General features: G+C 56.8%; 15 protein-coding genes and 1 pseudogene. 12 read left to right on the forward strand and 4 right to left on the reverse strand.

Annotated elements, in window-relative coordinates; translation table 11 throughout:
- Nucleotides 1–425 precede the first annotated feature (425 nt).
- From WCI03_13125 to WCI03_13170, 10 genes and pseudogenes are all read left to right on the forward strand, one after another.
- The gene (locus tag WCI03_13125; protein ID MEI8140795.1) at nucleotides 426–704 is read left to right on the forward strand and encodes a phosphoenolpyruvate carboxykinase domain-containing protein; all 279 of its coding nucleotides are present in this window, start codon (nucleotides 426–428) and stop codon (nucleotides 702–704) included.
- A gap of 70 nt (nucleotides 705–774) precedes the next feature.
- Nucleotides 775–939: pseudogene (locus WCI03_13130) on the forward strand (aminotransferase class I/II-fold pyridoxal phosphate-dependent enzyme).
- Nucleotides 939–1,607: an HAD family hydrolase gene (locus WCI03_13135; protein MEI8140796.1), complete on the forward strand. Its 669-nt coding sequence runs from the start codon at nucleotides 939–941 to the stop codon at nucleotides 1,605–1,607. Before WCI03_13130 ends, WCI03_13135 begins: the two are co-directional and overlap by 1 nt.
- The gene (locus WCI03_13140) at nucleotides 1,607–2,884 is read left to right on the forward strand and encodes an MFS transporter (GenBank protein ID MEI8140797.1); all 1,278 of its coding nucleotides are present in this window, start codon (nucleotides 1,607–1,609) and stop codon (nucleotides 2,882–2,884) included. Before WCI03_13135 ends, WCI03_13140 begins: the two co-directional genes overlap by 1 nt.
- Nucleotides 2,853–3,248, forward strand: coding sequence for a DUF2294 domain-containing protein (locus WCI03_13145; protein ID MEI8140798.1), 396 nt, complete (start codon nucleotides 2,853–2,855; stop codon nucleotides 3,246–3,248). Before WCI03_13140 ends, WCI03_13145 begins: the two co-directional genes overlap by 32 nt.
- A 38-nt stretch (nucleotides 3,249–3,286) precedes the next feature.
- Nucleotides 3,287–5,461, forward strand: a complete 2,175-nt coding sequence (locus tag WCI03_13150; protein ID MEI8140799.1) for a heavy metal translocating P-type ATPase — start codon at nucleotides 3,287–3,289, stop codon at nucleotides 5,459–5,461.
- A gap of 133 nt (nucleotides 5,462–5,594) precedes the next feature.
- Nucleotides 5,595–7,631 carry a rhodanese-like domain-containing protein gene (locus WCI03_13155; GenBank protein ID MEI8140800.1) on the forward strand — a complete coding sequence of 679 codons (2,037 nt, stop codon included), beginning with the start codon at nucleotides 5,595–5,597 and terminating at the stop codon, nucleotides 7,629–7,631.
- A 2-nt stretch (nucleotides 7,632–7,633) separates the two neighbouring features.
- Nucleotides 7,634–8,167 carry a YeeE/YedE thiosulfate transporter family protein gene (locus WCI03_13160; protein ID MEI8140801.1) on the forward strand — a complete coding sequence of 178 codons (534 nt, stop codon included), beginning with the start codon at nucleotides 7,634–7,636 and terminating at the stop codon, nucleotides 8,165–8,167.
- Nucleotides 8,160–10,193 carry a rhodanese-like domain-containing protein gene (locus WCI03_13165; GenBank protein ID MEI8140802.1) on the forward strand — a complete coding sequence of 678 codons (2,034 nt, stop codon included), beginning with the start codon at nucleotides 8,160–8,162 and terminating at the stop codon, nucleotides 10,191–10,193. The genes WCI03_13160 and WCI03_13165 overlap by 8 nt, the downstream gene beginning before the upstream one ends.
- Nucleotides 10,194–10,346: 153 nt before the next feature.
- Nucleotides 10,347–11,738 carry a sigma 54-interacting transcriptional regulator gene (locus tag WCI03_13170; GenBank protein MEI8140803.1) on the forward strand — a complete coding sequence of 464 codons (1,392 nt, stop codon included), beginning with the start codon at nucleotides 10,347–10,349 and terminating at the stop codon, nucleotides 11,736–11,738.
- 8 nt (nucleotides 11,739–11,746) lie between these two features.
- Here the strand turns inward: WCI03_13170 and WCI03_13175 are convergent, their stop codons facing one another.
- From WCI03_13175 to WCI03_13190, 4 genes are read right to left on the reverse strand one after another with little or no spacing between them, the layout of a single operon-like run.
- The gene (locus WCI03_13175) at nucleotides 11,747–12,454 is read right to left on the reverse strand and encodes an ABC transporter ATP-binding protein (protein MEI8140804.1); all 708 of its coding nucleotides are present in this window, start codon (nucleotides 12,452–12,454) and stop codon (nucleotides 11,747–11,749) included.
- 1 nt (nucleotide 12,455) lies between these two features.
- Entirely contained in the window at nucleotides 12,456–13,658 is a 1,203-nt protein-coding gene (locus WCI03_13180; GenBank protein MEI8140805.1) for an ABC transporter permease, read from the reverse strand.
- The gene (locus WCI03_13185) at nucleotides 13,655–14,848 is read right to left on the reverse strand and encodes an efflux RND transporter periplasmic adaptor subunit (GenBank protein ID MEI8140806.1); all 1,194 of its coding nucleotides are present in this window, start codon (nucleotides 14,846–14,848) and stop codon (nucleotides 13,655–13,657) included. Before WCI03_13185 ends, WCI03_13180 begins: the two co-directional genes overlap by 4 nt.
- A complete protein-coding gene (locus WCI03_13190; GenBank protein MEI8140807.1) occupies nucleotides 14,845–15,459 on the reverse strand; it encodes a TetR/AcrR family transcriptional regulator in 615 nt (204 codons plus the stop codon). The genes WCI03_13185 and WCI03_13190 overlap by 4 nt, the downstream gene beginning before the upstream one ends.
- Before the next feature lie 245 nt (nucleotides 15,460–15,704).
- On the opposite strand from WCI03_13190, the gene WCI03_13195 reads away from it, so the two are divergent.
- Nucleotides 15,705–16,478 (forward strand): NifB/NifX family molybdenum-iron cluster-binding protein, encoded by a 774-nt coding sequence (locus WCI03_13195; protein ID MEI8140808.1) that lies wholly within the window; start codon nucleotides 15,705–15,707, stop codon nucleotides 16,476–16,478.
- 21 nt (nucleotides 16,479–16,499) lie between these two features.
- Nucleotides 16,500–16,736: a DUF5320 family protein gene (locus tag WCI03_13200; protein MEI8140809.1), complete on the forward strand. Its 237-nt coding sequence runs from the start codon at nucleotides 16,500–16,502 to the stop codon at nucleotides 16,734–16,736.
- The last annotated feature ends 6 nt before the right edge of the window (nucleotides 16,737–16,742 follow it).

Consider the following 16,742-nt stretch of genomic DNA (forward strand, 5'->3'; position numbering starts at 1 on the left):
CGCTGGGCCGAGGGGGCAGAACCCGGTCGGCCCCTCCCCAGTGTCTGAATCGCAGCTGTGTAAACATCATATCTTGACTTGTTCCGATTTGATGATATCTTGCGCCGCCAATAACAACAATCTGGGTGTTCTGTTGAAAGTGGTGCGTGAGCATCAGTGGCTAGTAGATTACCGGGGTTGGTGGAGTCCACGCATGTGTGTGGAAGAAATATTGTGAGTTGAGTGCGGCCCGCCAGGACGGGTGGTGATTCGAATCGCAAGGTCAGTATCAACCTCTAGGAGGTTGTGCTGGCCTTTTTTGTTTTAGTACAACCCGCTAGGAAAGAAAAAACATATGACCATAATACCAACGCAGAACAATAAACTTATCAACTGGGTCACGGAAATCGCCAAATTGTGTTGTCCCGCCAATATACAATGGTGCGATGGATCGGAAATGGATCTGTGAACGTGTTGACGGAACAGGGGAGGCGAAGGAGACCCCTATCGGATTGCTGCCGTCACCGGGGGCGTTGGATCTGGCGGGCCTTGATATCAGTCTTGAGAATCAACAGGAACTTCTCCGGGTCGATGCTGAAAACTGGAAAAAGGAAGTGCAGGATGCCGAGGCGTATTTCAGCCAGTTTGGCTGCAAGATGCCGAAAGAGTTGAATGGGGAGTTACGGGCGTTAGTGCGGAGACTTGCTGATGTCAGACAAGGTTGATCAGAATTACTTAGCAACAGGAATTTAGGGAAATCATCGTATGAACTATCGCATATCGCAACGCGCATCATCGCTCGAGTTTTGTTCAAGGCTGCTGGAACAGGAGAAGGTTGCCGCTGTGCCCGGTATTGCATTCGGTACGGACGACTACCTGCGCATCAGTTATGCCACCGGTATGGCTAACATCGAGAAGGGGCTTGAGCGCATTGATCGTTTTGTGCGGAGCCTGGCTTAGTGGTCAGCACTGGCCATCATCAGGCAGTGCCGTCCCACGGTCTGCCCGCCGTGTTCCTTGACCGTGACGGGACATTGATTGAAGACTGCGGGTATCTCCGTGATCCGGGTGATGTTGTGTTCTTTGCGGATACGTTTGACGCTCTCAGGAGTCTGCAAGATCATGCTCGTCTATACATTGTAACGAATCAGTCAGGAGTGGGAAAAGGTCTGCTTACAGAGGACGAAGCCAATACGGTCAATGCCTTTGTTGTGGATCAACTTCGTCGGGCTGGGATCCGCATCACAGCCGTCTACTGCTGTCCGCACCGGCGTGAGGATGGGTGTGCATGCATCAAGCCCAATCCCATGTTCCTGGAGCGGGCAGCGGCTGAATATTGGCTGGATTTGCATCGTTCGTTTGTGGTTGGCGACCATCCACATGATGTCGAACTGGCTGACAATGTAGGAGCCTCCGGCATCTATGTCCTGACCGGCCATGGGGTAAGACACCGCCAGGAACTACCTCCAGGCCGAACGGTTGTCCCTGGCATACGCGAAGCGGCCGCATGGATTTTTCAATGTCTTGAATTGCAACGGCAGGAACAGATGCATCCGGGATTGCTTGATTCAGCGAGCGACAGGCTTCTAAGGGCGGCAGAAATACAAGGTACAGGCCCCGCAAGCTGATGAAACCCCTGTTCGCCCTTCTGGGAGCCGTGCTCATTCAGACCTGCCTGGGTGGCGTCTATGCGTGGAGTGCATTCGTTCCCAGTCTTAATACGGACTACGGACTGTCATCCAGTCAGACCCAATTTATCTTTGGTTTGTCTTTTGCATCCTTCACCGTGGCCATGGTGTTTGCCGGACGATTGCTGTTCCGATGGGGACCACGCCGTGTTGCATGGATGGGCGGGGCACTGTTTTCCGGCGGGTATCTGATCTCTGCCGCCTCCGGTGGACATTATCTTATTCTGTTGGGCGGATTTAGTCTGGTCGCTGGCGCGGGCATTGGCTTCGGCTATGTTGCGGCTCTCGCAACAGGGATCCAGTGGTTTCCCAAACACAAGGGAATGGTGACCGGTATGGCTGTCGGTGGATTTGGTGTAGGGGCCATATTGCTCTCAGCACTGGCAACGAGGTGGTTGAATCATGGATGGACTGTATTTGAGATATTTCGAGCCATGGGCTGGTTGTACGGCGCGGCGGTGTCTTTGGGCGCCCTTCTTTTATTTCGTCCTCCGACCGCTCATGCGGGTTATGGCGCCAGTCTCAGGCTCCGAAAGCATTTGGTGAAAGATCCTGTTTTCCTTGCCCTTGCCGTAGGAATGTTCTGTGGCACATTTGCCGGCCTGCTAATTATCGGCAATCTCAAGCCCATCGGGATGGCAGGCGGGTTACCCCCTGACCAAGCTGTGTGGGCTATCAGTTCTTTTGCGGTGGGCAACACTTTCGGCCGTATTTCCTGGGGCTGGATTTGGGATCGCCTGGGCTACAAGACCATCCCGATCTCACTGTTGTTTCTCGGCTTGTCTCTGGTCATATTGCTGCCAGCGCGGCTGGAGAATGTGACGTTCTCAGTCGCGGCACTTATGGTAGGCTTTGGCTTCGGAGCTTCTTTTGTGATGTACGCGGCGCAAGTCGCTTCGCACTACGGGATGGCCGAAGTGGGGCGGGTATATCCGTTGTTGTTCCTGGCCTATGGGCTGTCGGGAATGATCGGACCTGCGACTGGCGGATTATTATATGATCTTACGAACGGCCATGCCGCGGCGCTTTCAGTCAGTGTCATCGTGATATTAGCTGGCGCTTACTGGACATGGCGGGCCAGAGTCCTAATTAAAGCCAATAGCCGCTCATTGAATCGGAGCGACTTGACTGCGTCATGCACCGAGGCCTATTATCCACCCGTAGGTCACCCGGAAGAGGCTAACCATGAATCACATGAAATCAGTGTGCGTAAATAAGACAAAAGGGCAGCTTGAAGCCGAAATTAGTGAAGCCCTCATAAAGTTTGAGCGCGAGTATATGGGCAGGGGGCCGGAGGATGCTCGAACCTTTATTATTGATGATCTTATTGTCGTGCGGTTACATGGCGTACTCACCCCGGCTGAAAAACAACTTGCCAAAAGTGAGCGAGAATCGCATGGGCGCACATTAATCAAGCAAGTTCGCATGGAATTATTGGAGAAAGCCCGGCCGCTTCTTGAAGTCATCATCCGTGACATCACGGGGCATAGCGTTCGCAGCATGCATACTGATATCAGTACAATTACTGGAGAGCGGATAATTGTATTCTCCCTTACAGGCTCATTTTCTCCCCCGTCTTGAGCTGTTTTTTTGAAAGCGGTTAAAATAAATTCTCCGACATGATCCAGAAGAAATATAGAATTCGGGGAATGGATTGTGTGGAAGAAGTCAATGCGCTGAAGGCGACGGTTGGCAAACTCCCGGGAATTGACTCGCTTGACTTCAATCTCATCGACGGCGTGATGACGGTGCACCAGGCTGAGGCCCAAGGGGATGAGGAGTCCATCCGCATCGCGGTGCGGCAGGCCGGTTTGGAGGCGCAAGCCGTAGACGAAAACAATCGGTCCGGGGCTGGGGCAGGCGAAGAAGGCTGGTGGCGGCGACATGGCCGGTCAGTTATGTGCGGGGCTTCAGGCGCTTTAGTGGCGGCCGGTTTTCTGGCGCATTTGTTACTGCACGGGGATCTCCTGCATGTGTTGACAGGCGGGGCGGGAATGGAGCATCACGAATACCCGCTGTCAGTCATCTGTTTATACTCCGCAGCCGTGTTGATGGGCGGATGGTTCTTTGTCCCGAAGTCATGGCATGCCTTACGTCGGTTCCGGGCGGACATGAACTTGTTGATGACGATTGCCGTGAGCGGGGCGATGGTAATTGGCCAATGGTTTGAGGCCGCCACCGTTTCGTTTCTGTTCTCCTTTTCCCTGCTCCTGGAATCGTGGAGCGTGGGCCATGCCCGCCGGGCGATCCGCAGTCTCGTGAACCTGACCCCCTCGCTGGCACGTTACATCTGTCCCCATGACGGAGACATTATTGAAAAACCGGTTGAGGACGTCCCGCCCGGATCAACGGTCCTGGTGCGGCCCGGTGAACGGATCCCGCTGGACGGGATCCTCACCAAAGGCCGAACGGCGGTCAACCAGGCGCCGATTACCGGTGAATCGATGCCCGTTTCCAAAGAGGTAGGGGATGAGGTTTTTGCAGGGTCCATCAACGAAGAGGGGGCCATTGAGTTTAGAGCCACCAAGCCTGCGACCGATACCACACTGGCGCGAATCATTCGCATGGTGGAGCAGGCGCAAGCCCGCCGTGCACCCGTGGAGCAATGGGTGGAGACGTTTGCGCGTTACTATACCCCCGCCATGATCGCCATGGCGTTCCTGGTCGCCATCGTACCCCCCTTGTTTGGTGGAGAGTGGGGACGTTGGTTCTACGAAGCGCTCGTGATGCTGGTGATTGCCTGCCCTTGCGCTCTGGTGATTTCGACACCCGTGAGTATTGTGGCGGCCCTTACGGCGGCCGCCAAGGCGGGTGTATTGATCAAGGGCGGCGCCTTTTTGGAGGCCGTAGGGCGCGTGAAGGTTTTCGCCCTGGATAAAACCGGCACCCTGACCCAGGGGCGACCCGAAGTGCAGGCGATTGTTCCCTGGAGCGGCCACACACAGAACGAGCTGCTTGCCCGGGTGGCGGCGCTTGAAATGCACAGCGACCATCCACTGGCGCAGGCGGTATTGCGAAAGGCCCGGCTGGAAAAAGTGGAGCCATTGGTGGCTCAAGATTATCGTGTGCTTAAAGGGCGGGGCGCCGAGGCGATGATCGAAGGCCATCTGTTCTGGGTGGGAAGCCACCGGCTTTTGCACGAGAAGGGCGTGGAAGAGTCCGAGATGCACGACCAGGCGCAACGCATGGAAGATGCCGGACATTCCATTATTGTGGTGGGCAGTGATCAGCATGTATGCGGCCTGATCAGCGTCGCGGATTCCATCCGACCCGAAGCGCCGGAAGTGATCCGACAGCTGAAAGCAGCGGGCGTGCAACATGTGATCATGCTTACTGGGGACAACCGGGGAACGGCGGAGGCTGTGAGTCGGCTGGCGGGGGTGGATGAAGTCCGGGCCGAACTTCTGCCTGAAGACAAGATGCGGGCCATTCAGGAAATCGAGCAGAGCCAAGGACCCGTGGCCATGGTGGGCGATGGCATCAACGATGCCCCGGCGCTGGCGGCGGCGACCGTCGGGATCGCCATGGGGGCGGCGGGATCCGATGCCGCCATCGAGACGGCGGATATCGCCCTGATGTCTGATGACCTGACGCGCCTGCCATGGCTGGTGCAACACGCCCGACGTTCCCTGCGAATCATACGACAGAACATTGTCTTCGCCCTGGGCCTCAAGGCCGCCTTTATGGTGCTAGCCCTGCTGCAAGTGGCAACGTTATGGATGGCGATTGCCGCCGACATGGGCGCCTCGTTAATCGTGATAGTTAATGCCTTGCGCTTGTTGCGTGATGAGTAAAATCATCACGCTTCCCCCCTCAGGTTTTTGGAGGTGCCGGGTAGGGAAAAACCCTATAGTCAAGCGGCATTATATGTTATATTTTGCCCTTAATTGCAAATCTGGTAACAGTTCAATCGAGAGGAGACGTGGTATGCAGTATTCCAGTCTGGTCGGATGTCTAGGGATGGGGATTTTGCTCGCGGCCACTTCGGCCGAATCGGCAAGCGTACCCGGTGATGCGGAGGCGGCAACACACGGCGACGAGGCGGCCAGTGTTCAACTCGTCAAAGAGACGGAACAAAAGGCGGCTGACTTCGTGTTCAGGCAGTACAACCTGGGGGTTCTTTCACACTATTCCTATTTGATCGGAAGCGGCGGGGAAGCCATGATCGTCGATCCCGCCCGCGACATTGGCCGCTATTTGCGGGAGGCGCAGGAATTGGGCCTCAAGATCACGAAGGTCTACCTGACCCATTCGCATGCCGATTTCGTGGCGGGCCACCTGGAACTCGCGAAGGCTACCGGTGCCGAAATTTTTATGAATGAGGCCACCAAGGCCGGCTACAAACACACGCCGGTCAAGGACGGGGATGCTATAACCTTTGGCAATGTCCGTGGAGTCATTGTGACCACTCCGGGGCATACTCCAGATGGCACATGTCTCTACGTGTATTATCCGGCGACGGGGCGTAATCCAGAATTGGTCCTTACGGGTGACACCCTGTTCATCGGCAGTGTAGGGCGCCCGGATCTGATGGGTGATGATATGAGCGCCGCTGAACTGGCGGAGATGGGTTATTATTCGTGGAAGGACAAACTGTCCAAACTGCCCGATGACACACGGTTTTTCCCCGCCCACGGGGCGGGTTCGCTCTGTGGCGCACACTTGAGCGACAAGCCTGTCTCCACGATTGGCGAACAACGCAGGGTGAATGCCTATTTGCAGCATAAGGATTTACACTCCTACATCATGGCCGTAATCGACGGGCTTCCTGATGCTCCCCAGTACTTCGGGCATAATGCCAAAATGAATCACGATGGCCCGCCGCTCGTGGATTGGGAGAAGACCCTGCCGCCAGCTCTGCCCGCCGCCGAGGTTGCTGCCCGGGCGCAGAAGGGGGCCTGGCTCATAGATGTGCGTGACACGAAACCATTTGCCGCCGGTCACCCGGTCGATGCGATCAACATTGGCATTCGGGGCCGTTTTGAAACGTGGACGGGCATCATGATTCCCTGGGGTGAACCCTTTATACTGGTGGGTTCGGAGGGCGAGGTTCAAGAAGCAGCTTTCCGTTTGAAACGCATTGGGTACGACGTGCCCGCCGGCTTTTTGCAAGGTGGGCTGGACGCGTGGAAAAAGGCCAACCTGCCAGTGAGATCCCTTACGCTGTTAAAGCCCAGGGAACTCTATCAGCAGATAAAGGATGGCATCGCCCCGGTCATCGTGGACGTTCGTCTCCCGAGCGAATGGATGGGATTGCGCATTGGTAATGTGCTGAATATGCCGCTGAATAAATTGTTTATCGATGGCAAGCGCCTGTCCAAAGACCTGCCCGTCCTGACCGTGTGTAACTCGGCCTATCGCTCAAGTTTGGGAGCGGCTGTGCTTGAGAAGATGGGATTCAAGACCATTCTTAACATGGAGGGGGGGAGCGAAGCCTGGATTGAAGAAGGGCTTCCCACTCTGGAGGCTTCGGCCGCGGCAGTTCCCATTGTCCGCCCGGCTACGGCAGTCCATACCGTTCCAAGACTGCCGGACCGCATCTCGGCATCGGAATTAAAACGTCTGCAGATGGATCTTCCCGGTACTTTCGAGGTCGCAGACATACGCCCGCCCGCTCAGTATGCGGACTTCAACTTGTCAGGTTCACTCAATGTGGACATTGCTGAGGTGATGGCTAATCCGTCTTACCTCAACGGCACGATGCCGCTGGTCATCGTGGACCGCGACGGCTCGTTGGCGATGGCAGTCGGCGGCATTCTTTCGCAGAAGACCGGGCGGCCCATCAAGGTGCTTTATGGTGGACTGGAGGCCTACTGGAATGAATCGGCCCCGCCTCTTCCTCAGACCGTTCCGGAACCGGGTGCCGCTGTTAAACCGGGCGCCCCTGTACCGGTCCCTGCGATGCCCGCCGCACCGGCGCCAGCGGCTCCTGCAACACCAAAGAAAAAAAGTGCGGGGTGCTGATCATGACAACAGAAACCAACCACTCGCATGGCGGCTCCAAGCCCTACACGAATCCCTATCTTGCCGGGGTACTGCTCGGGCTGGTCCTGCTGGCCTCATTTGTGATCCTTGGGACCGGGCTGGGGGCATCGAGCGGCATTGCGCGCATCGGGGCTTCGCTCTCGATGTGCGTTTCGGCGCCGCACACGCTGGGCAGCGAATACTTCGGGAAGTGGGGCGCAAACCCGATGAATTACTATCTGGTTTTCATGTTTGTGGGAACCTTCATCGGTGCGTTGTTTTCGGCCCTTCTGGCGAATCGCGCCCGCATTCGGGTTGAGCGGGGTGCCGCGTCATCGATTAGACGCCGACTTGTCTGTGCCGTCATGGGCGGGGTGATTGTCGGGTTTGCGAGCCGTCTGGCCCAGGGGTGTACTTCCGGGCAGGCCCTGAGCGGAGGCGCGCTGCTTCTCACCGGAAGTCTTGTGTTTCTGGTGTGTCTATTTGTCAGCGGCTATGCCACAGCCTGGTTTGTCAGGAGACAATGGAATGATTAACACCCTTTACAGTCTTGATAGTCTTGGAACACCCGCCGCCTTCTTTCTGGCGCTTGTGATTGGGTGCGGGTTTGGTTTTGCGCTGGAGCGGGCCGGCTTCAGTAGCTCGCGCCGTTTGGCGGGCGTCTTCTATTTCACCGATATGGCGGTTGTGAAAGTGATGTTCACCGCGCTTATTACCGCGATGCTGGGGTTATCGTACCTGATGGCTTTCGGGTGGATGCAGTTGGATGAGGTCTTCCTGATGCCGACCATCTACGGTGCCCAAATCGTAGGCGGCCTGTTATTCGGCGTTGGATTTGTCATGGGCGGCTGGTGCCCCGGCACGGCGGCAGCGGGTCTGGCGGCAGGGCGGGTTGATGCGCTTGTGTTCCTGTTGGGTGCTATCGGGGGCAGCGTGATGTTCAATGAGGCTTTCCCGCTCATCCGCCCGCTTTACATGTTAGGGGATCAGGGAGCACAGCTGGTTTACGAAACCGTGGGCATGTCGCGCAACGGGTTCATCCTGACGTTCACGGTGGTGGGCGTGGCGGCATTCTGGTTGTCGGAATGGGCCGAAAAGAAGCGCAACGGGCGTGCCTCATATCTGGGGTCTCCGTTTCTGAAGGCATTCAGTCTGGCGCTGGTGACGCTGGCACTCGGCTTGTTTGTTTTGACGCCTGCCACCACCCGGGCATCCGCGAAGACTGCGGAGACTGTCGCCGCAACGGCGGGAGATGAGAAGGCCTTGATGACGAGGGTGGAGCAGGCACGGGATCATATAGAGCCTGAAGAACTCGCCGATCGACTGATGGCTGGTGAACCGGATCTCATGGTCGTGGACGTGCGTCCCGCTACGGACTTCAATATCTTTCACATCCGTGGAGCCCTCAATGTGCCCCTTGCTCAGCTGTCAAAGGGGCTTCAGCCGTACAAGAACAAAGGACAGATTGTGCTCTATTCGAATGGGATGACCCATCCTGCCCAGGCTCGTGACTCGCTTCAGCGTCAGGGCTTCGACAACGTCTATATGCTGACGGATGGCTTGCAGGGATTCCGGGACCGCTGCCTTAGGCCCGTCTCGTTGCGGACGGAGCCGTTGACGGCGGGCGCAGCTGCCCGGGTCAATGCCTGGCGCACTTTCTTCGGCGCTTCCGTTATGCCCCCCAAAGCCGCCTCCAATCAGGCAATCGTCGCAATGCCCCGGGCCATCGAGACAGACTGGCTTGAGTCCCGGCTTGGTGCGCCTGGACTCAAGGTGATTGACCTGCGACCTCAGCCGGAATACAACACCGCGCATATTCCAGGTGCGCTCAGCCTCCATGTTGAGAGCCTCCGCGGTAATATTGGAGGAGTGCCGTCCATGCTTCTCCCGGCGCCGATGATCGCGGCCCAGTTTTCTCTCATGGGAGTACAGTCCTCGGATACCGTTGTTCTTTTGTCAGGGGACAAGTTGTATGACCTTACCTTGGTTGGCATGGCGTTCGAACGACTGGGACACAAGAGCTATGCTGTCATGAATGGCGGGTACGCCAAGTGGGAGCAGGAAGGCCGCCCTGTAAATGCCGCGTTGCCAGCCGTAACTGAAACGAAATACCCGGTGAAAATGGATGCTGATGACTTTACCGTTGATTTTCGGACTGTAGCGGCCTCACTCGGCAAGCCCGGCACCGTGATCATTGACGTGCGGCCAGCTGACTTTTATACAGGAAAAAAGTCTGATGAAGCCCGGGGTGGCCATATTCCAGGATCGATTAATCGACCATTTACAGAAGATGTCATAACCACCTCCAACAAGGTTGTTACATTCAAGCCAACCGAGGCCTTGGCGACCGCCTACAGTCGGATTATTCCTTCCAAAAATATGGAAGTCATTGTGCATTGTCGAACGGGGCACCAGGCCAGCCAGACCTTTTTCATACTCAAGCATGTGTTGGGCTATACCAACGTCCATTGGTACGATGCCGGTTGGACCGAATGGGCGGCCCGATCAGAACTTCCGGTCATCAACGAAGCGCAGGCCGATGGCGTGTTCCCTCTGCGGTAGCATAGATTGTCAAACAGTCGCAGATATGCGACACTACCAGTTGCCCCAGGATGGATATATTTTCGCCAGGGGCTGACGGTTGCCATGCTGAAAGGCATCAGTGTAGTCATTAGGCAAACCGCCATCATGAACAGACCAGGCAGGGGACTCTACATGGCAATTCATAAGGTAAAGAAAAGGGGATCGCTTCGTACCGGAGCCGAGAGCATTCTGGAGAGCATCTCGGATGGCGTGTTTACCGTGGATGCCGACTGGCACATCACCTCGTTCAATCGGGCAGCCGAGGCCATCACGGGCATTCATCGCCGTGAAGCCATTGGCAAGACCTGCTCAGATGTTTTCCGTGCCAGCATGTGTGAGGCTGACTGTGCGCTTCGGCAGACGGTTAAATCAGGCAAAGCGATTATCAACAAGTCTGCTTTCATTGTGGATATCGAAGGGCGCCGCATCCCTATCTCCGTATCCACGGCTATTTTGCGCGACGAGCAGGGCCGAATTATCGGGGGAGCGGAAACATTCCGTGATCTGAGCCTGGTGGAGGAATTGCGTAAAGAGTTGGAGGGGCGCTTTCAGGTGGGCGACTTGGTCAGTCGTAGCGCGACGATGCGTCGCGTTTTCGAGGTCTTGCCGCAAATCTCCGCCAGTGATGCGACGGTGTTGATTCTGGGCGACACGGGTACAGGAAAGGAGCTTTTGGCGCGTGCCATTCATAACCTGAGTCCACGCAAGGATAAGCCGTTTGTGCCTGTTAACTGCGGCGCTTTGCCCGACACCCTGCTCGAATCTGAGTTGTTCGGCTACGTGAAGGGGGCGTTCACAGGCGCGTCGAAGGATAAGCCGGGTCGGTTTGCATTGGCCGAGGGGGGGACGGTGTTTCTTGATGAGATTGGCGACATTAGTCCGGCGCTTCAGGTGCGCCTGTTGCGTGTCTTACAGGAAAAAACCTATGAGCCACTGGGCGGGACACGCGTGCTGCATGCCAACGTTCGTGTCATAGCGGCCACGCACAGAGACTTATCGGCGCAGATTCGGAAAGGTGCTTTCCGCGAAGATCTCTACTATCGCTTGAATGTGGTGAAACTTGACTTGCCTCCGTTGCGGAAGCGCAAGGAGGATGTCCCGCTGCTCGTGGAACACTTCGTGGAACGGTTCAATAGGCGGCAGGGCAAGTCCGTCACCGGAGTCGCCCCGGACGTCATGGCCTTGCTCATGGCGCACAACTTTCCCGGTAACGTGAGGGAATTGGAGAATATCATTGAGCGGGCTTTTGTGCTGTGTGGCACGGGAAGGATTGAGCGGGTCCATTTGCCATTGGAACTTACAGGGCCCCCCGCTGTGAGTCGTGCGCCAACGGGCGATACGATCGCGGCCCAAACGCAGGCATCCGAAACACAGGCGATCCGGAATGCCTTGCAGCGCCATGGGTTCAGCCGTCTTGCCGCGGCCCGCGAGTTAGGGCTCCATAAAAGTTCACTATTCCGCAAGATCAAGGCCCTGGGGATTGAACTCCCTGCCCAAGACGGACGATCCCGGCGGGATCACTAATCCGGTCCTCAGTAATTCCGTCCTTCACCAGCCTCTTCTTGAGTGTGACCGTCGCGGATATGATAGATACGTTTAAAGGTCGGGATGATTTTCTCGTCGTGCGTGACGACAATGACGGCCGTTTCGTATTGGTGAGCCATTTGGTTTAGAATGCGGATTACGGTCAGCGCACGCTCACTGTCAAGCGGGGCAGTGGGTTCATCGGCGAGAATCACGGGCGGACGATTGACAAGCGCCCGTGCGATGGACACTCGCTGCTGCTCGCCGCCGGAGAGTTGCGATGGCATGGCCCTGGCACGATGAGCGACATCCAGCGCCTTCAGTAAATCCATTGCCCGTTTTCTGGCTTCGACGTTGGATCGCCCGGCCAGCATCGGCAACAGTGCGACGTTGTCGGTGATATCGAGAAAGGGAATCAAGTAGGGGGCTTGGAATACGAACCCGATCAGGTCACGCCGCAGTGCACGCAGATCCTTTATTTTCCAGCCGTTGTCATAAATCACCGTGTTGCCGATGGTCATGCGTCCGCCAGTGGGTTCGATCACCGCCCCGAGGCATTTGAGCATCGTACTTTTGCCTGACCCCGAGGGACCGATCAGCCCGACCACCTCACCGGGTGCCACCTGCATATCGATGCCCTTCAGCGCGTCAACGGCCGTATCACCCTTGCCGTATCGCTTGCGCAGTCCTTCGACCTGTATTCCATTTGCATGCATATCATCCGCCAATCGCTTCTGCTGGATCCACTTTGAGTGCGGCATGGATGGCCAAGACGCTTGCCAGAGAGCACATCACCACCACAGCCAGGAACCCGCGTACCGAATCGCCCGACAGGAGTAGAACGTATTTGGGAAAAATTCCAGCCCAGGAAGTGGCGGCGATTTTCCCCACGAGGAACCCGAGTACTCCCAAACCCACCGCCTGCTGCAGGATCATCCAGGAGATCGTTCGATTCCTGGTCCCGACCAGTTTGAGCACTGCAATTTCACGAATCTTGCCCAAGGTCAGGGTATAGATGATGAAGGCGACAATTGCCGCGCTGACGATAGTGAGAATCACCAAGAACATACCGATTTGGCGTGCCGACGTTGCGATCAACTTGCCGATCAGAATTGCTTGCATCTCTACGCGGGTATAAACTTGGAGGCGTTTCCAGCGTCGGATAGGTTTAGCCACCTCTCCGGGAGAATATCCGGGTTCGATTTGCACGAGCACTGCGTTGACATACGGATTGGCACTTTGTGAACCCATCACAGCGTCCAGCAACCCCGGCGCCTCGGGGCGGTTGAAAGCGGGGTTTTCGGCGGTTCGCCGCCGTTGTTGGAGAATGGCGTCGTTGTCCTTCAGAAACTGTGCTGCCTGCGCATCCTTCAAAGGAATGAAAATCATCGGATCGCCTCCGGAGGACACCATTCGCCGGGTTAGTCCGACCACGGTATAGTCGTTACGCCGAACCCGAAGGCGATCACCAAGCCGAAATCCTGTCGTCACGTCTGCCACGGCCTCATAATGACTCCGTGTAATATGCCGCCCTTCGACGAGGTATCGGGGCTGTCCGGGCTCGCCGAGGCCTCCCGGCAGGACCCCGACCACCATGGCGCGGACATCGCGCTCGCCCTCGCGAACTTGCATAGTCAAATAGGTAATGTTGGCGGCACGGGCCACGCCGGGCATTCCGAGAAGCCCGCGATAGAGGTCGTCCTGTAGGCTGGACGGTTCGGCATAGGGACCGAGGGTGTCTTTCTGCACTATCCATAAGTCGGCCCCGCTGTTGTCGAGCAATACCATCGCATCGTCCACCATGCCGCGATACACCCCGGCCATGGTTAGCGTCACGCCAATCAATAATCCCAGGCCGATTCCCGTGAAGACGAATTTTCCCCATGTATGCTGAATATCACGGCCGGCCAAGTTGATCATCGTGGCTCTCCTAACACATGATCCACGATCTTGACTCGATGCCGAGCGGTCAACGCTTGATGGCTGTATACGACGACGTGGTCATCGGGATTGAGCCCGTCCAGAATCTGTATGCGGCCAGCCAGATCTCGTGCTCCAACTGTGACGGGGGTAAAGCGTAGCGTGCCGTCTTTGATCAGCCAGACCCCGAGATGACCGTCAACCCGCAGCACGCATGCATTGGGAAGCGTCGGACCAATTGGCAGCACAGGTAACGCCACAGTGACCTCGGCCAATTCACCGATGGACGGCAATGGTTCAGGAACAGTGTCGAACATCACTTTGGCCAGGATCTCTTCGGTTACCGGATCGGCGAGCGGTTCTACTCGCAACACCCGTCCGACGATGTCTCGCCCGACTTGCGTACGGAGTACGATATGGCCAGAAAGACCGGCCTGGAGTCCGGTGGCGTTCAATTGGTCAAACCGCACGTTGATCCATAGGTTCCTGGAATCAACTATCTCGACAACAGATTGACCTGCGACCACTGTCGTGCCGGGTTCCGCGTTGCGTGATACGACCAGCCCGTCTGCTGGCGCAATCAGGCGCAGATTGGCGCGCTGTTTGGTGAGGGCATCTAGATCGGCGCCGGTGCGCGCCATCTCCTGGCGAGCCGCATCCAGGGTGGCGTAGGCGGCGGCAAGGCTGGCTTCGGTTATTTGTTGGTCCTGATGCTTGGCATCCATCGATTCTTCGCTCACGATTCGTGCCTGAAGCAGTTGTGCGTAGCGGCGAGATTGCGACCCGGAGTAGGTCTTGCGGGCTTTCGCTTCTTGCGCCTGCGCCTCAGCCGCAGTCACTTGGGCCCCAGTGCGCTTGAGGGCGGCACCCAGTGCGGCCATGCGGTCGTCAAGGTCCACGGGATCCATTTCGCCCAGCAATTGGCCTGCCCGAACCGTATCGCCCACATCCACGTCGAGCCGTTTGACGCGTCCGGCCAGTGTTGGACCACTCTGGTAGGTGTAGCGGGATCCAACCGTGCCGATGCCGAACAGCGCGGGCTGGATGGCACGGATCTCGACCGTGGTCACGGTCACCGGAACCGGGGCCAGCGGACCTGACCTTAGAGCCACATAAACGAACAAGAGAATGAGAGGAACGAGCACGGCGATCATCGCCAGTTTACGGCTTTGGATGTGGAATTCTTTCATGTTGTTTTCCTGATGCCACGGAGGTAAATGGCAAAGCTCCCGGGGGCTTTCGCCCGCATGCTCCCTACCTCACCGGACACCAGCGATTGCACAACCAGACCTTGGACCATTCCAACGAACAAGGTCGCGGCGGCCTTGGTATCAACCACAGAGGCAATTTCCCCACGGACCTTGCCTTGTTCGATGAGTGTTTGCAGTCGCTCGACATACTGGCCTAGGAAGTTTCGTACCAGGCGTTTCGCCGGGGTATTGCCGCTGCGTTGGAGTTCGCCGAACACTATGCGCGGCACACCTGTGTGCCGAACCACGAAATCGATGTGGGCCAGAAAGACTGCTTCCAAAGCCGCGAGGGGGGATTCTGCAGGCTGCGCGGCTACGCCCACGCTTGCCAAAATGCGTTCGGCTACCCATTCCATTACCGCCTGCCAGATCGCATCCTTGGTTTGGAAATGCCGGAACAGTGCACCCTGAGTCATGCGCATGCATTGAGCGATTGCCGTGGTTGTGATTTCGCTGGGGTTCTGTTCGGCTGCCAGCTTGATTACGGCTTGCACCGTGACTGCCCGCCGTTCGTTTGCCGGAAGCCGCTCGGCTCGTTTACTTGTATTCATAGTAAGTAATCTAATACTATCTTAATGCTGTGTCAATAGGAAATACACGCCTGTAGTGTCGCGAAAACGCAATCATAAAAGCGTGATAGGGTTGCGTTTATGCGTCTAAATAGTCTTGTGCGCTCGTGTCAGCAACTTGCTTAACCACTTCTCATAATGGCGCTTACGCAAGACTTCTGCGCTCCGCCGGCTTTTGGCACGGTTAATGATTTAGATGATGTCACCAAGATGAAGATGCGGAAATTATGAAAGTGGTGCTCACAACGTGGAACGGCAGAATCTCTCCCGTATTTGATGTGGCCCGGCAGGTGCTAGTGCTGGACGTTAAAGAGGGGCGGGTAGTTGCAAGGCACGAAGAAGCGTTACCCGGTACAGATCCTCAGGCGCAGGCGGATCGGTTGGTGGTGCTTGCTCCGCAGACATTGATTTGTGGGGCCATTTCGAAAGCGATGGCCTGCCTGTTGGCTTCTGTGAATATCAGGGTTATCCCCTTTACGGCTGGGGATGTGGAAATAGTGTTGGCCGCATGGTTGGCTGGAAATTTGCCGGATCCAGCCTTGAGTATGCCTGGATGTTGCGGGCGAAGGCGTAGAAACCAGGGCGGCAGGCGGTGTCGCGACAATGCTTTACCATCTAAAGAAGGGCGGGAGGGAATCATGAAGATTATCGTAACAGGAAGTGGCAACAAGTTGACCGATGCGGTTGATCCGCGTTTCGGGAGGGCAAGTCAGTTTCTTTTAGTGGACATGGAAACGGGAAACATGACGGCCCATGATAATGCGCAGAACTTAAATGCGGCGCAAGGGGCGGGCATTCAGGCGGCAGAGACGGTTTCAAGGCTGGGTGCTGGAGCGGTTGTCACGGGCAATGTTGGCCCTAAGGCATTCCGCGTCCTCTCTGCTGCGGGAATCAAGGTGTTTTTGGTTAAAGATGGCACGATCGCCGATGCCATTGCACGATACAAAAAAGGCGAGTTGTCGGAAACCAAGGAATCCAATGTCGAAGGGCATTGGGCATAACCCAAAGAAAGAGAGGCAAACATGCCACGAGGAGACGGAACAGGACCACAAGGCAAAGGGGCAGGAACGGGACGAGGATTAGGTCCTTGCGGGGGCGGCCGAAAGCAGGGACCGGCAGGAACTGCCGGAGCCGGACGCGGCAGGGGCGGACCAGGGCGGGGATTGGGAAAAGGTCCCGGCGGCGGACGCGGGCCAGGTGGTGGTGGTCGTGGGCCAGGCGGCGGCGGTCGTGGGCCGGGCGGCGGTCGTGGAGCCTGAAAGGAT

The sequence above is a fragment of the bacterium genome, from assembly GCA_037143175.1.
GTDB lineage: Bacteria > Verrucomicrobiota > Kiritimatiellia > CAIKKV01 > CAITUY01 > JAABPW01.

Excerpts from the sequence above, each read along its gene's own strand:
- WCI03_13180 (MEI8140805.1), bottom strand. The coding sequence starts at position 13,658 with ATGATCAACTTGGCCGGCCGTGATATTCAGCATACATGGGGAAAATTC.
- WCI03_13125 (MEI8140795.1), top strand. The coding sequence starts at position 426 with ATGGATCGGAAATGGATCTGTGAACGTGTTGACGGAACAGGGGAGGCG.
- WCI03_13195 (MEI8140808.1), top strand. The coding sequence starts at position 15,705 with ATGAAAGTGGTGCTCACAACGTGGAACGGCAGAATCTCTCCCGTATTT.
- WCI03_13170 (MEI8140803.1), top strand. The coding sequence starts at position 10,347 with ATGGCAATTCATAAGGTAAAGAAAAGGGGATCGCTTCGTACCGGAGCC.
- WCI03_13175 (MEI8140804.1), bottom strand. The coding sequence starts at position 12,454 with ATGCATGCAAATGGAATACAGGTCGAAGGACTGCGCAAGCGATACGGC.
- WCI03_13145 (MEI8140798.1), top strand. The coding sequence starts at position 2,853 with ATGAATCACATGAAATCAGTGTGCGTAAATAAGACAAAAGGGCAGCTT.
- WCI03_13165 (MEI8140802.1), top strand. The coding sequence starts at position 8,160 with ATGATTAACACCCTTTACAGTCTTGATAGTCTTGGAACACCCGCCGCC.
- WCI03_13200 (MEI8140809.1), top strand. The coding sequence starts at position 16,500 with ATGCCACGAGGAGACGGAACAGGACCACAAGGCAAAGGGGCAGGAACG.
- WCI03_13190 (MEI8140807.1), bottom strand. The coding sequence starts at position 15,459 with ATGAATACAAGTAAACGAGCCGAGCGGCTTCCGGCAAACGAACGGCGG.
- WCI03_13150 (MEI8140799.1), top strand. The coding sequence starts at position 3,287 with ATGATCCAGAAGAAATATAGAATTCGGGGAATGGATTGTGTGGAAGAA.
- WCI03_13160 (MEI8140801.1), top strand. The coding sequence starts at position 7,634 with ATGACAACAGAAACCAACCACTCGCATGGCGGCTCCAAGCCCTACACG.
- WCI03_13155 (MEI8140800.1), top strand. The coding sequence starts at position 5,595 with ATGCAGTATTCCAGTCTGGTCGGATGTCTAGGGATGGGGATTTTGCTC.
- WCI03_13185 (MEI8140806.1), bottom strand. The coding sequence starts at position 14,848 with ATGAAAGAATTCCACATCCAAAGCCGTAAACTGGCGATGATCGCCGTG.
- WCI03_13140 (MEI8140797.1), top strand. The coding sequence starts at position 1,607 with ATGAAACCCCTGTTCGCCCTTCTGGGAGCCGTGCTCATTCAGACCTGC.